This window comes from Klebsiella michiganensis (assembly GCF_002925905.1).
Lineage (GTDB): Bacteria > Pseudomonadota > Gammaproteobacteria > Enterobacterales > Enterobacteriaceae > Klebsiella > Klebsiella michiganensis.
The window spans coordinates 715,210-728,308 of sequence record NZ_PRDB01000001.1 but is presented as its reverse complement, the minus strand read 5'-3'; the positions used below and the strand labels follow the sequence as shown (position 1 = coordinate 728,308).

The window sequence follows — 13,099 nt, the reverse complement described above, 5'->3', positions numbered from 1 at the left end:
CAAGGCCAGCGTTTTAGCTCTCCTCGACCATCAGCTGCACCGCCGTACGCCGGCGGTAATTCTCATAGATCCCCAGCGCCAGCAGCGAAAAGAAAGCCGGTCCGCCGACCATCCACAGCGCGCTGCTCCAGTCACCCGCTTCCATCACCGGCTCAATCACGGTAAAGATATTGGCAAATGCCACCACCAGTACCACAACGGCGGTCGCCAGCAGCGTCGAGCCGCGGTGTTTAAAAATCACAAAGGGGCGATCGAGATCCTGCTTCGCCTTAAAAAAAGGAAATGCCAGCGTTAAAAACAGATACGGCAGCGTCATAGAGACATTCGCCATCAGCGTCAGTTTGTTATAAAACGCCGACGCGGTATCGCCCCCAAAGGAAACCAGCAGAATAAACACGCTCACCAGCAGGCACTGCCACCACATGGCGTTCGCCGGCATACCGTTAGCGTTAATTCGCGTCATTGCTGAAGGCCAGAGCGCTTTTGGCGTGCCCTGAATAATCGTCTTTAACGGCGAGTAGCTCAGGGTAAAGAAAGCGCCGGTATAAGCGAGGAACATGGCGAGTCCGGTGATTCTGGCAAACCATAATCCGCTCAGGGCGGCGACGGCGGGCGGCAGATGCATCGCATTAGCCAGGGTGGCGCCAAGGCGGGTCATCAGCACGTAGGTGATATTACCGAGGTTCGTGGAAGGGTTGCTCAATACCTGCTGCCAGTTGGCGCTCACGCCCCACAGAACAATCGCCAGCGAATAGCCAACAGAAATGACGACCGCCGCGATAACAATGCCTTTGGCAAAATTCTTTTCCGGCTGCTCGGTTTTATCCACCAGACCGCCAACCGCTTCGATTCCGCCGTAGGCAAAGATGGCAAAAACCACGAACGATAGCATCGCCAGACCGGACTGATAGCCTGGATTAGGCGAGGCCGTGAAATCCAATGGTTGGGCAAAATGGCCGCCGTTGAGCAGTAAAATCACCAGGCTCACCAGCAGCAGGACCAGATTAAGGCCCATGACCGCGATCCCGCCGACGGCGGTAATTTTGGCGATTTTGTGCATGCCTTTTACCGCGACAAAGGTCACCAGCAGCATCCAGCACGCGGCAAGAATACCGACCGTTTGCGTGGAGGTCAGTCCGGCCAGCGCCCAGGATTGCGTTTTATCCGCGCCGAATAAGAATGTGGAAAACGGCACCCAAATTTTAGCCGCCGTGCTGACCATCCAGACCACATAGGATGAAAACCACATAAAGGCCCCCATAAACGCAAAGCGCGGGCCGACGCTATGATTCATCCATGAATAGATCCCGCCCTCCTCCTTACGATAGGCCGCTCCCATCTCCGCCATCATTAGCGCAAAAGGGATAAAGAAAAACAGAGCGGAGAAGAGATAAAACGGCATCGCGCTGTAGCCCATCAGGTAGAACGCAGAGGGGCTGTTTGCAAAACCAAATACCGAGGTGAAGATCATTAATATCAGCCCAATCAGGCTCATCTTCTTTATTTGCTGGTGCATAAATCTATCCAAACGCGGTATCGCGGCAGAGGATGCCGGATAGCCAAAAAAAATGAGCGCGGATAGTAGCAAAAACCCAAACGGTTCTTGTGGGTATTAGGGCTAAAAGGCGGGCTTCCCTTCCATCATCGAAAGGGAAGCTGAGAGAGGATCAGGCGCGGTCGACGGTGAAAGAGAGAACCTCACCGATGCTTTCTGCCCCCAGGGCCAGCATCACGACGCGGTCAACGCCCAGCGCCACGCCGGAACAATCCGGCAGCCCGGCTTCGAGAGCGGCCAGCAGATGACGATCGATTGGCTGCTGCGGCAGGCCGCGAGCGGCGCGCTTGCGGTTATCCTGTTCAAAACGCTGCTGCTGTTCGCGCGCGTCGGTCAGCTCATGAAAACCGTTCGCCAGCTCAATGCCTTTGTAATAGACCTCAAAACGTTCCGCCACGCGGTGATCTTCGGTGCTGATTTGCGCCAGCGACGCCTGGCTTGCCGGGAAGTGATAAATAAACGTCGGACGATCTTTACCGATGTGCGGCTCGACGCCCATGGTAAAAAGTAGCTGAAGCAGCGTATCCCGGTCCTCTTCCGTATCGGCGATATTGCTCAGATCCAGCTTCGCCGCCGCTTCGCGCAGCTGCGTTTTATCCGCCGACAGCGGATCGATTTCCAGATGACGCTGGAAGGCTTGCTGATAGGAGAGGCTTTCGGCTGGCTGGCAGTCGAGGACCTGCTGGAGCAGATCGTCCACTTCATTGATCAGCCGGTACATGTCATAGCACGGACGATACCACTCCAGCATGGTGAATTCCGGGTTATGGTGGCGCCCCATCTCTTCATTGCGGAAGCTACGGCACAGCTGAAAGACCGGGCCGCAGCCGGCCGCCAGCAGGCGCTTCATGTGATACTCCGGGCTGGTCATCAGGTACAGGTTCAGCCCCTGAGAATGACCAGGACCGACGAAACGCGTCTCAAACGGGACCATATGAATATCCGTCACCGTCGCCTGACTCATGCAGGGCGTCTCCACCTCCAGCACGCCGCGGTCGGTAAAGAAACGGCGAATTTCCGCCATGACCGCTGCACGTTTTAATAGATTTGGAATGGATGCGCTCGGCTGCCAGGTTGCCGTTTCGCTCATGGTACGTTCTCCGATTTGAAACAAGGGCACGAAGTCTACTCGTAACTGGCGGATGAAACAAATTTTGTGCGAATACGTAAACGCGTTACATACACTTAATTTATTGATAACCCAAAAACATAAAGCAATGAGATAAACGACCGCACAGAACGATAAAAAAATCGAACACGTCAATTTTCCCTCATAACCCTACGGCTATACTCCTTACCTATAAAGGAGCAGTGATACGTTTTCGCCAGCCCGGCGGCGAAATAAACAAAAACTGGAGGAATGTCGTGCAAACTTTTCAAGCCGATCTTGCCGTAATAGGCGCAGGCGGAGCAGGTCTTCGCGCCGCAATAGCCGCCGCGCAAGCTAATCCAAATGCAAAAATCGCTCTAATTTCAAAAGTCTATCCTATGCGCAGCCATACCGTTGCTGCTGAAGGGGGTTCCGCTGCCGTCGCGCAGGATCATGATAGCTTCGAGTACCATTTTCACGACACCGTTGCCGGCGGCGACTGGCTATGTGAGCAGGACGTCGTTGACTACTTCGTTCATCACTGCCCGACGGAAATGACCCAGCTCGAACAGTGGGGATGCCCGTGGAGCCGCCGCCCGGACGGCAGCGTCAACGTCCGGCGATTCGGCGGTATGAAGATCGAACGAACCTGGTTCGCTGCCGATAAAACCGGCTTTCATATGCTGCACACCCTGTTCCAGACCTCGCTTCAATTCCCGCAAATCCAACGCTTCGACGAACATTTTGTTCTGGATATTCTGGTCGATGATGGGCAGGCTCGCGGTCTGGTCGCAATGAATATGATGGAAGGTACGCTGGTGCAGATCCGCGCCAACGCGGTAGTTCTGGCTACCGGCGGCGCTGGACGCGTGTATCGCTACAATACCAACGGCGGTATCGTCACCGGCGACGGGATGGGTATGGCGCTCAGCCACGGCGTACCGCTGCGCGATATGGAGTTCGTGCAGTATCACCCCACCGGCCTGCCGGGCTCCGGTATTCTGATGACGGAAGGCTGCCGCGGCGAAGGCGGTATTCTGGTCAACAAGAACGGCTACCGCTACCTGCAGGATTACGGCATGGGTCCGGAAACCCCGCTGGGCGAACCGAAAAATAAATATATGGAGCTGGGTCCGCGCGATAAAGTCTCCCAGGCTTTCTGGCACGAATGGCGCAAGGGCAACACGATCCCTACGCCGCGAGGCGATGTGGTCTATCTCGATCTGCGCCATTTGGGTGAGAAAAAGCTGCTTGAACGTCTGCCGTTTATCTGTGAACTCTCGAAAGCCTACGTTGGTGTCGATCCGGTAAAAGAGCCGATTCCGGTGCGTCCAACCGCACACTACACCATGGGCGGGATCGAAACCGACCAGCAGTGTGAAACCCGTATCAAAGGGCTGTTTGCCGTTGGCGAATGTTCTTCTGTGGGTCTGCACGGTGCCAACCGCCTTGGCTCCAACTCCCTGGCGGAGCTGGTGGTCTTTGGTCGTCTGGCCGGTGAGCAGGCCATGCAGCGCGCAACCGAAGCGGGCGAAGCCAATAGCGCCGCGCTGGACGCGCAGGTCGTCGATATCGAGAAGCGCCTGAAAGATCTGGTTAATCAGGAAGGTAACGAGAACTGGGCGAAGATTCGCGACGAAATGGGTCTGTCGATGGAAGAAGGCTGCGGCATCTACCGTACGCCGGAGCTCATGCAGAAAACGGTCGATAAGCTCGCCGAGCTGCAGGAGCGCTTCAAGCGCGTGCGGATCACCGACACGTCCAGCGTGTTCAATACCGACCTGCTGTACACCATCGAACTGGGCCATGGTCTGAACGTCGCCGAATGTATGGCGCATTCCGCCCTCGCGCGTAAAGAGTCCCGCGGCGCGCATCAGCGCCTGGATGAAGGCTGCACCGAGCGCGACGACGTCAACTTCCTCAAGCATACCCTCGCCTTCCGCGATGCCGATGGCCACACCAGTCTGGAGTACAGTGATGTGAAAATCACCACTCTGCCGCCGGCAAAACGCGTGTACGGTGCGGAAGCGGAAGCAGCCGAGAAGAAGGAGACGACGAATGGCTGAGATGAAAAACATGAAAGTCGAAGTGGTGCGCTACAACCCGGAAGTAGACATCGCACCGCACAGCGCTTTCTATGAAGTTCCCTATGATGAGCAAACCTCGCTGCTTGATGCGCTGGGCTATATCAAAGACAACCTCGCGCCGGACCTCAGCTACCGCTGGTCCTGCCGCATGGCGATTTGCGGTTCCTGCGGCATGATGGTGAACAAGGTGCCAAAACTGGCCTGCAAAACCTTCCTGCGCGAATACACCAAAGGCATTAAAGTCGAGGCGCTGGCTAACTTCCCGATTGAGCGCGATCTGGTGGTCGATATGACCCACTTTATTGAAAGCCTGGAAGCGATTAAGCCGTACATCATTGGCAACCCGCGCACGCCCGATCAGGGGCCTAACACCCAGACCCCGGCGCAAATGGCCAAGTACCACCAGTTCTCCGGCTGCATTAACTGCGGCCTGTGCTACGCGGCCTGCCCGCAGTTTGGTCTTAATCCGGAGTTTATCGGCCCGGCGGCGATCACCCTCGCCCATCGCTACAACGAAGACAGCCGCGACCACGGTAAAAAGGAACGTATGGCGCAGCTTAACGGCCAGAATGGCGTCTGGACATGTACTTTCGTGGGCTACTGCTCCGAAGTCTGCCCGAAACACGTCGACCCGGCGGCCGCGATCCAGCAAGGCAAGGTAGAAAGCTCGAAAGACTTTCTTATCGCCACCCTGAAACCACGCTAAGGAGTGCAGTATGACGACTAAACGCAAACCCTACGTGCGGCCGATGCCGTCCACCTGGTGGAAAAAGCTGCCGTTTTATCGCTTCTATATGCTGCGTGAGGGAACAGCGGTACCCACGGTCTGGTTCAGCATCGTGCTGATTTACGGATTGTTCGCACTGAAGCACGGCGCGGAGAGCTGGGCCGGGTATATCGGTTTTCTGCAAAATCCGATTGTCGTGATCCTGAACCTGATCACGCTTGCAGCCGCACTGCTGCATACCAAAACCTGGTTTGAGCTGGCACCGAAAGCTGCCAATATTATCCTTAAAGGCGAGAAAATGGGGCCAGAGCCGGTTATTAAGGGGCTTTGGGTCGTCACTGCGGTCGTCACCGTGGTGATCCTGTTTGTCGCGCTGTTCTGGTAAGGAGGCTGGAATGATTAATCCCAAACCAAAACGTTCTGATGAACCGGTATTCTGGGGCTGTTTGGCGCTGGCGGCATGTGGGGAGCGATTGTCGCCCCCGTTATCGTGCTGCTGGTGGGTATTATGCTGCCGCTCGGACTGGCGCCCGCGGACGCCTTCAGCTACGAACGCGTGCTGGCTTTCGCCCATAGCTTTATTGGCCGCGCATTCATTTTCCTGATGATTGTGCTGCCGCTATGGTGTGGACTTCACCGTATTCACCATGCGATGCATGATTTGAAAATTCACGTACCCAACGGTAAGTGGGTCTTCTACGGCCTAGCGGCGATTCTGACCGTCGTCACTCTGGTCGGCATATTGTTCATCTAAAGCGCTCGCCGGAGGCCGCTTTTACCTCCTCGGCGATAAGCCCGGTAGCATTATGTTACCGGGCTCGCTTCTCAAGAAAATTCCGCCGCATTTTTCCTGCCTGAATCTACACTTAGCTTAAAACTGGCAAGGAAAACATTATGCGTCTGCTACCCGTTATTGCGGTTGTTGCCGCTTCATTTCTGCTTGTAGCCTGCAGCGCGCCGACGCCACCTTCTGGCGTAACCGTGGTCAGTCCGTTCAACCCTCAACGCTATCTTGGCACCTGGTATGAGATTGCCCGCTTCGATCACCATTTTGAGAGCGGTTTAGAAAAAGTTACCGCAACCTATAGCCTGCGCGACGATGGTGGGCTGGACGTGGTCAATAAGGGATACAACCCCGACCGGGGGATGTGGCAGAAAACCGACGGCGTGGCTTACTTTACCGGGGAGCCCACGCGAGCCGCGCTGAAAGTGTCGTTTTTCGGCCCCTTCTATGGCGGCTATAACGTGATTGCGCTGGACAAGGATTATCGCTACGCGCTGGTTTGCGGACCTGACCGGGATTATCTCTGGCTACTGGCGCGCGCGCCGAAAATCCCGCCAGAAGTGAAGCAGCAGATGCTGGATATCGCTACCCGGCAGGGATTCGACGTCAGCAAACTGCTGTGGGTCAATCAGCAGTATTAATGCGCGCTCATTTTCAGGCCAATGATACCAACCACAATACACGCCAGGCTGGCAATGCGCATCGGGCTGGCGGATTCGCCTAGCAGGATAATCCCCGTCACGGCTGCGCCGACCGCGCCAATTCCGGTCCAAACGGCGTAAGCCGTCCCCACGGGTAGCGTTTTCATCGCCCACGACAACAGCGCCATGCTGATGACCATGGCGGCAATCGTTATCACGCTTGGCACCAGGCGGCTAAACCCATGGGTATATTTCAGGCCGACAGCCCAGACGACTTCCAGCAGACCCGCGATAAACAGAATCAACCAGGACATATGGCTCCTTTGATGGGGCCGTCCCCAGATGTGAAACGCTTACAGGCCGTCCCGTAAGGTAGATGATATTCCGCAGGAATTATACACGACGTGGCAACGGTGAGGAAGAACGGTACGACCAACGGCCGTACCGCCATGGTCTATTGCTGAGCTTTGGTCGCGGCGCCCGAAATCGCGCTACCGCCTTCTGAAATATCCTGACCTACACCGCGCGTGGTGTTACATGCGGTCAGTACAGAGGAAAGTGCCAAAACCGTAAAGAACGCTGCAATCGCTTTTTTTACCATAATGTCATCCTTATTAACCAGTTTTAGTTATCGTGCTCTATAAGCATAGACAAACTGGTCCAGGATGAGGGAAGCGAGACGATTTTTAAGAGAAAAAGAAGTGAAGAAAGTGAATCAGATAGAGGGTGAGTATATGAATAAGAATTGCCTGATGAAATAAGATTAGCTGACCGCGTGAGAAATAGCATGACCCAGGCTCTGGATATCCTCGCCCACGCCGCGAGCCGTATTGCACCCGGCAAGCAGAGAACCGCTCAGCAATAACAGTAACAACAGTTTCAGTGTAGGAGTCATCTTCCTTGCCTGCGGTTTCAACCTGTAGAGGCGCAGCATGGCGCTGCGCCAACTCTTTCGCCGCCTGAATTACTTCACGCGGGAGACGTATTCGCCAGAGCGAGTATCGACTTTGATGACTTCGCCAATCTGTACGAACAGAGGAACTTTAACCACTGCGCCAGTGGACAGCGTTGCAGGCTTGCCGCCGGTACCCGCGGTATCGCCTTTCAGGCCTGGATCGGTTTCAACGATTTCCAGCTCAACAAAGTTTGGCGGGGTGACGGAAATAGGCTGACCGTTCCACAGGGTCACGATGCATTCAGCCTGATCCAGCAGCCACTTAGCGTTATCGCCAACGGCTTTAGCATCAGCGGCCAGCTGTTCGAAGGTAGAGTTGTTCATAAAGTGCCAGAACTCACCGTCGTTATACAGGTAAGTCAGGTTCATATCGACAACGTCCGCACCTTCAGCAGAATCGGTAGACTTGAAGGTTTTCTCAACGCGAGTACCGGTCAACAGGCGGCGCAGCTTAACGCGCGCGAAAGCCTGGCCTTTGCCGGGTTTAACGAATTCACTGGCTTCAACGGCATAAGGTTCGCCGTCCATCATGATTTTAAGACCGGCACGAAAATCGTTGCTATAGTAAGTCGCCATAAGGCCCTCTGAAATTTTGTTAATTGGTAGCTAAGCCACAAAATGGCGCATATTGTAACCCTAAATACCCCATCCAGAGAAGATTGGTTAACGCAACTTGCCGATGTTGTGACCAGTCCTGATGAACTGCTGCATCTTTTAAATGTAGACGCAGATGCGAATCTATTGGCAGGACGTGATGCTAAGCGCCTGTTCGCACTGCGTGTTCCGCGGGCGTTTATTGCCCGTATGGAGCCAGGCAATCCCAACGATCCTCTTCTACGTCAGGTACTTACCTCCCAGGAAGAGTTTATTAATGCCCCGGGATTCTCTACCGATCCGCTGGAAGAACAGCATAGCGTGGTACCCGGTCTGCTGCATAAATACAGCAACCGTGCGCTACTGCTGGTGAAAGGCGGCTGCGCGGTAAATTGTCGTTATTGCTTCCGTCGTCACTTCCCCTATGCTGAAAACCAGGGCAATAAGCGTAACTGGCAGCAGGCCCTGGAGTACATTTCGGCACATCCACAGCTGGATGAGATCATTTTTTCCGGCGGCGATCCGCTTATGGCCAAGGATCATGAACTCGACTGGCTATTGACGCAGCTGGAATCTATTCCGCACATCAAGCGCCTGCGTATTCACAGCCGGCTGCCCATTGTGATTCCTGCGCGTATAACTGATACGCTGGTTGCCCGTATTGCTGCATCATCGTTACAGGTACTGCTGGTAAACCACGTTAACCACGCCAACGAGATTGATGCGGCGTTTCGTGCGTCCATGAAAAAACTGCGTATGGCTGGCGTGACCTTATTGAATCAAAGCGTGCTGCTGCGCGGCGTAAATGATAACGCCAACACGCTTGCCGACCTGAGCAACGCGCTATTCGACGCCGGCGTCATGCCTTATTATCTGCACGTGTTAGACAAAGTGCAGGGAGCGGCGCATTTTATGGTCAGTGACGAAGAGGCCAGAGCGATCGTGCGCGAATTGCTGACGCTGGTGTCCGGCTATTTAGTACCAAAACTTGCGCGGGAAATCGGCGGGGAACCCAGCAAGACGCCCCTCGACTTGGGGTTAAAGCAGCAATAGTCAATCCGTCTGCCGGGCATGGCCAGGCAGACTGCCTATTTGCTATTACTCACTGGTATATAACTACTACTGCTTAATCATTTTCGTAAAACCAGTCGTTATCCTTTCTGAAAGAAAGTAAAAGCAAATATAAAAGCAAGCTGTAAACCCATTCATTAAAGCTACAAGAAAAGAGAAAGAATGTTTGCTGCGGTCATAACCAATAGCAGGGGTAAAATCCACTTGGGTAATTTGAACTCTGTTGCTTTATTGTCATTGAAACTTTTTTGCGCATCTTCCTGAATGGCTAAATTATGAGTCACATTGTTCTCAACCGGAGGCGAAGATGTGCTCGCGGTGATCTGCACATTTTCAGGGTTTTCTGGCTCTTTTTCGTCCGTTCGGAAGAATGACGCGATATTTGATCCTGCGGCGGGCTTTGTTGAATAAATCAGATTTCGGGTAAGTCTCCCCCGTAGCGGGTTGTGTTTTCAGGCAATACGCACGCTTTCAGGCATACCTGCTTTCGTCATTTTGTTCAGCGCTCGTACCAGGGCCATAGCCTCCGCAACCTGACCATCGTAGTCACGCAGCGTCAGTGAACCCCCGAACAGCTGTTTTACCCGGTACATCGCCGTTTCCGCTATCGAGCGACGGTTGTAATCTGTTGTCCATTTCCACCGCGCATTACTCCCGGTCATTCGCTGATTAGCCACTGCACGGTTACGGTCTGCATATTCACCGGGCCAGTAACCCGCGCCTTTTCGGGGTGGGATAAGCGCGCTGATTTTCTTACGCCGCAGTTCATCATGACAGAGCCGGGTGTCGTAAGCGCCGTCTGCCGATGCTGCCCTGATTTTTCTGTGAGTCTGCCGGATAAGACCCGGGAAGGCTTCTGAGTCCGTCACATTGTTCAGCGACAGGTCTGCACAGATGATTTCATGTGTGTTGCTGTCAACTGCCAGATGCAACTTTCGCCATATACGACGGCGTTCTTTGCCGTGTTTTTTGACTTTCCATTCGCCTTCACCAAAGACCTTCAGCCCGGTGGAATCAATCACCAGATGCGCGATTTCACCCCGGGTGAACGTTTTGAAACTGACATTAACCGACTTTGCGCGCTTGCTGACACTGGTGTAATCCGGGCAGCGCAACGGAACATTCATCAGTGTAAAAATGGAATCAATAAAACCCTGTGCAGCCCGCAGGGTCAACCTGAACACGCGTTTAATGACCAGAACGGTGGTGATGGCGAGATCAGAATAGCGCTGAGGTCTTCCCCGTGATGAAGGCGTTGCCGACTCATACCAGGCCTGAATAGCTTCATCATCCAGCCAGAAAGTTATGGAGCCACGGTTGATGAGGGCTTTATTGTAGGTGGGCCAGTTGGTGATTTTGAACTTTTGCTTTGCCACGGAACGGTCTGCGTTGTCGGGAAGATGCGTGATCTGATCCTTCAACTCAGCAAAAGTTCGATTTATTCAACAAAGCCCCTGCGGCGAGAACAAATCCCCGCTGCCTTACTGTGACAATAATATCTTGCGATAATCCTGCTTTCAGTAATGATTTTCTTAGCAAGGAAATGTTCTGATAGAACGTATTCTGAGAAACAACAATCCCTCTATTTTTCCACACTATATCCAGAAACTCCTCCCTGGATATAATCTTCCCGTTGCTTTCGAGCAAAAGTTGCAGGCAGCGTGCCGTTGGCACATTGAGGGTCACGCTGTCCCCATTCTCTCCTACAGGCTGTAGCTCATTCATATTTACATTAAAAATAACTTCATTATTAATGATATATTCATTGAATATCATAATCCCAATCCTCTCTCACCATTCCATATGAAACAAAGATGAATTAAATTCAAATTCACCTTTAGCAAACACAACACATCCCTTTTAGCCTGCCAGATTAGATAATTTCAAGGATAAATTCCCGCTCCTCCCAGAGCAAAGATAATATTATCATGATATTTGAACCAAATGGAAGACTGATTTACAACTATACGTTCCAGATACGCTCGTTATTATCTACGAAGTCTACTTGTGAATTTGCAACCTTCAATAAACAAGCTTTAAATTCAAGCAGAATTCACATGCATTTTATCTACCCTGCACTTAGATTTGTTACCGCTCCGGCACAATACGCGCTGATTTGTACAATAGTGGCGGCAGGAGAAAGATAACGATAGCGCTCAGGCAGCATAGCGGAATGCTAGTTATTACTATTCATACTAATTAACATCCACGCCATGACGCTATTCAGGACTTTAGTATCTCTATATGGATTAAATAAATGAAAAAAACAATTGTAGCTGTAATGGTCGCTGCTTCAGCAGTTCTGAGTGCCCAGGCTTTTGCGGCAGGAAACAGTTCTAATCTGACTATTCTGGGCAACGTAACCGACACCGGCGAATCCTGTAACGTAACGCCGTCCGCGATGATTTCAGGCGGATCTTTAACGCTGGATGATGTAAAAGCATCCGTGCTGGAGGCCCTGGCTGTCAACGCACCGTATATGTCTACAGCAAAAGATATTGAGTACAAAATCGAAGACTGCCAGAAAGGCGCTAAAGACTTTAGTGGCAATATCAACGTCACCGTAACAGGCGACTATATCAGCGGCCAGGATGACGTGCTGACCAACTCCGCGGCCAGCCCGGCGACTAACGCTGCGGTTACCGTAGTTAATACCGATGGAACTCGCGTAAGCTTCACCGGCACTACGCCTAAGGTTATTGCATATACTGCGGGTACGCCTTCTTATCTGCGTTATAAAGCCGCATACGTTAAAACCGCAAATGGCGTTACCGATGGTGCAGTTAAGGGTGTAGCAACCTTTACTATTAGCTACTAATAAGCATGCCGGGGTTTACCTGAGGTAAACCCCATTCTTATATTCAGGGAATGAATTATGCTGAAGTCATTATTAAGGCTAACTACACTTTCTTTTATTACCATCAGCTTCGTAGCCCACAGCGGAGTCGTGGTGGATTCAACCCGTCATCTTTATAAAGAAGGCGCGCGAGAAATCAGCGCAAACATTGAAAATAAAGATGATACGCCATATCTTATTAAATCCTGGGTAGAAGCACCTGAAGGAACGAAAGACAGCTTTTTTATGGTGACGCCTCCACTTTTCCGTCTGGAGGGAAAGCAAACGAATACGGTGCGTGTTTTTCCTAATGCGTATATATCCAAAGCACCGCAGGATCGTGAAACCGTCTACTTCTTTAACGTTATGTCTATCCCGCCAACCAGCGATACTGAAGCCGATAAAAACAAGCTGCAGCTCGCCGTTCGCCACAGAATGCGCCTCATCTATCGTCCACGCGCTATTCAGGATATGAATATTACTACTGAGGCCAAAAATCTGCAGTGGCGTAAGTCCGGTAATAAAATAACGTTAAAAAACCCGACCCCATTCTTTATTTATTTTAAAACAATAACAATAAACGGCAGGGATATTACTAGTTCAGTTAATAACATTGATGCTTTTTCCAGCAAAGAATTTACTTTGCCTGCAGGTATAAATGGTTCAGAGATCGTATGGAAGGTAGCTACGGATAATGGGGGCTCGGGCCCAGCTAACACCTCATCGATTTAAATTCTTTTTCATTGGCCAGGGTGAAAA

Annotated in this window: 14 protein-coding genes and 2 pseudogenes; 8 read left to right on the top strand and 8 right to left on the bottom strand. The window is 52.3% G+C overall.

What is annotated here, in order from left to right; translation table 11 throughout:
* Positions 1–13 precede the first annotated feature (13 nt).
* On the bottom strand, positions 14–1,516 hold the full coding sequence (gene yjeM / locus CDA56_RS03585) for a glutamate/gamma-aminobutyrate family transporter YjeM (protein WP_102803524.1): 1,503 nt from the start codon (positions 1,514–1,516) through the stop codon (positions 14–16).
* Positions 1,517–1,667: 151 nt separating this feature from the next.
* The gene (epmA, locus tag CDA56_RS03580; RefSeq protein WP_004097943.1) at positions 1,668–2,645 is read right to left on the bottom strand and encodes an elongation factor P--(R)-beta-lysine ligase; all 978 of its coding nucleotides are present in this window, start codon (positions 2,643–2,645) and stop codon (positions 1,668–1,670) included.
* A gap of 275 nt (positions 2,646–2,920) precedes the next feature.
* On the opposite strand from epmA, the gene frdA reads away from it, so the two are divergent.
* The 5 genes and pseudogenes from frdA (at position 2,921) to CDA56_RS03555 (ending at position 6,884) form a co-directional block, all read left to right on the top strand.
* Entirely contained in the window at positions 2,921–4,711 is a 1,791-nt protein-coding gene (gene frdA / locus CDA56_RS03575; protein WP_025107641.1) for a fumarate reductase (quinol) flavoprotein subunit, read from the top strand.
* On the top strand, positions 4,704–5,438 hold the full coding sequence (locus tag CDA56_RS03570; RefSeq protein ID WP_004097940.1) for a succinate dehydrogenase/fumarate reductase iron-sulfur subunit: 735 nt from the start codon (positions 4,704–4,706) through the stop codon (positions 5,436–5,438). The genes frdA and CDA56_RS03570 overlap by 8 nt, the downstream gene beginning before the upstream one ends.
* A 10-nt stretch (positions 5,439–5,448) precedes the next feature.
* Positions 5,449–5,844 carry a fumarate reductase subunit FrdC gene (gene frdC / locus CDA56_RS03565; RefSeq protein WP_004097939.1) on the top strand — a complete coding sequence of 132 codons (396 nt, stop codon included), beginning with the start codon at positions 5,449–5,451 and terminating at the stop codon, positions 5,842–5,844.
* A gap of 10 nt (positions 5,845–5,854) precedes the next feature.
* Positions 5,855–6,213 (top strand): annotated as a pseudogene (frdD, locus tag CDA56_RS03560) (fumarate reductase subunit FrdD).
* A 140-nt stretch (positions 6,214–6,353) separates the two neighbouring features.
* A complete protein-coding gene (locus tag CDA56_RS03555) occupies positions 6,354–6,884 on the top strand; it encodes a lipocalin family protein (protein WP_025107642.1) in 531 nt (176 codons plus the stop codon).
* Here the strand turns inward: CDA56_RS03555 and sugE are convergent.
* The 4 genes from sugE to efp form a co-directional block, all read right to left on the bottom strand.
* The gene (gene sugE, locus CDA56_RS03550) at positions 6,881–7,198 is read right to left on the bottom strand and encodes a quaternary ammonium compound efflux SMR transporter SugE (RefSeq protein WP_103814238.1); all 318 of its coding nucleotides are present in this window, start codon (positions 7,196–7,198) and stop codon (positions 6,881–6,883) included. The genes CDA56_RS03555 and sugE overlap by 4 nt on opposite strands.
* Positions 7,199–7,338: 140 nt before the next feature.
* On the bottom strand, positions 7,339–7,485 hold the full coding sequence (gene ecnB, locus CDA56_RS03545) for a lipoprotein toxin entericidin B (protein WP_004097935.1): 147 nt from the start codon (positions 7,483–7,485) through the stop codon (positions 7,339–7,341).
* 162 nt (positions 7,486–7,647) lie between these two features.
* Positions 7,648–7,779, bottom strand: a complete 132-nt coding sequence (locus tag CDA56_RS03540) for an entericidin A/B family lipoprotein (RefSeq protein ID WP_064375709.1) — start codon at positions 7,777–7,779, stop codon at positions 7,648–7,650.
* Between the two features lie 69 nt (positions 7,780–7,848).
* Positions 7,849–8,415 (bottom strand): elongation factor P, encoded by a 567-nt coding sequence (gene efp, locus CDA56_RS03535; protein ID WP_004097931.1) that lies wholly within the window; start codon positions 8,413–8,415, stop codon positions 7,849–7,851.
* A gap of 42 nt (positions 8,416–8,457) precedes the next feature.
* Between efp and epmB the strand changes: the two genes are divergently transcribed.
* The gene (epmB, locus tag CDA56_RS03530) at positions 8,458–9,486 is read left to right on the top strand and encodes an EF-P beta-lysylation protein EpmB (protein ID WP_032695144.1); all 1,029 of its coding nucleotides are present in this window, start codon (positions 8,458–8,460) and stop codon (positions 9,484–9,486) included.
* 470 nt (positions 9,487–9,956) lie between these two features.
* Here epmB and CDA56_RS03520 read toward each other — a convergent pair whose 3' ends face one another.
* A complete protein-coding gene (locus CDA56_RS03520) occupies positions 9,957–10,925 on the bottom strand; it encodes an IS5 family transposase (protein WP_023279773.1) in 969 nt (322 codons plus the stop codon).
* 22 nt (positions 10,926–10,947) lie between these two features.
* A pseudogene (locus tag CDA56_RS03515) lies at positions 10,948–11,280 on the bottom strand (winged helix-turn-helix domain-containing protein); the annotation flags it as partial.
* 481 nt (positions 11,281–11,761) lie between these two features.
* On the opposite strand from CDA56_RS03515, the gene CDA56_RS03510 reads away from it, so the two are divergent.
* Positions 11,762–12,322: a fimbrial protein gene (locus CDA56_RS03510; RefSeq protein WP_025107645.1), complete on the top strand. Its 561-nt coding sequence runs from the start codon at positions 11,762–11,764 to the stop codon at positions 12,320–12,322.
* Between the two features lie 57 nt (positions 12,323–12,379).
* The gene (locus CDA56_RS03505) at positions 12,380–13,072 is read left to right on the top strand and encodes a fimbrial biogenesis chaperone (RefSeq protein WP_102803523.1); all 693 of its coding nucleotides are present in this window, start codon (positions 12,380–12,382) and stop codon (positions 13,070–13,072) included.
* The last annotated feature ends 27 nt before the right edge of the window (positions 13,073–13,099 follow it).

What these genes read in the sequence shown, in the direction of transcription:
- yjeM (WP_102803524.1), bottom strand. Translation starts at nt 1,516, where the DNA reads ATGCACCAGCAAATAAAGAAGATGAGCCTGATTGGGCTGATATTAATG.
- epmA (WP_004097943.1), bottom strand. Translation starts at nt 2,645, where the DNA reads ATGAGCGAAACGGCAACCTGGCAGCCGAGCGCATCCATTCCAAATCTA.
- CDA56_RS03570 (WP_004097940.1), top strand. Translation starts at nt 4,704, where the DNA reads ATGGCTGAGATGAAAAACATGAAAGTCGAAGTGGTGCGCTACAACCCG.
- frdC (WP_004097939.1), top strand. Translation starts at nt 5,449, where the DNA reads ATGACGACTAAACGCAAACCCTACGTGCGGCCGATGCCGTCCACCTGG.
- CDA56_RS03555 (WP_025107642.1), top strand. Translation starts at nt 6,354, where the DNA reads ATGCGTCTGCTACCCGTTATTGCGGTTGTTGCCGCTTCATTTCTGCTT.
- sugE (WP_103814238.1), bottom strand. Translation starts at nt 7,198, where the DNA reads ATGTCCTGGTTGATTCTGTTTATCGCGGGTCTGCTGGAAGTCGTCTGG.
- ecnB (WP_004097935.1), bottom strand. Translation starts at nt 7,485, where the DNA reads ATGGTAAAAAAAGCGATTGCAGCGTTCTTTACGGTTTTGGCACTTTCC.
- CDA56_RS03540 (WP_064375709.1), bottom strand. Translation starts at nt 7,779, where the DNA reads ATGACTCCTACACTGAAACTGTTGTTACTGTTATTGCTGAGCGGTTCT.
- efp (WP_004097931.1), bottom strand. Translation starts at nt 8,415, where the DNA reads ATGGCGACTTACTATAGCAACGATTTTCGTGCCGGTCTTAAAATCATG.
- epmB (WP_032695144.1), top strand. Translation starts at nt 8,458, where the DNA reads ATGGCGCATATTGTAACCCTAAATACCCCATCCAGAGAAGATTGGTTA.
- CDA56_RS03510 (WP_025107645.1), top strand. Translation starts at nt 11,762, where the DNA reads ATGAAAAAAACAATTGTAGCTGTAATGGTCGCTGCTTCAGCAGTTCTG.
- CDA56_RS03505 (WP_102803523.1), top strand. Translation starts at nt 12,380, where the DNA reads ATGCTGAAGTCATTATTAAGGCTAACTACACTTTCTTTTATTACCATC.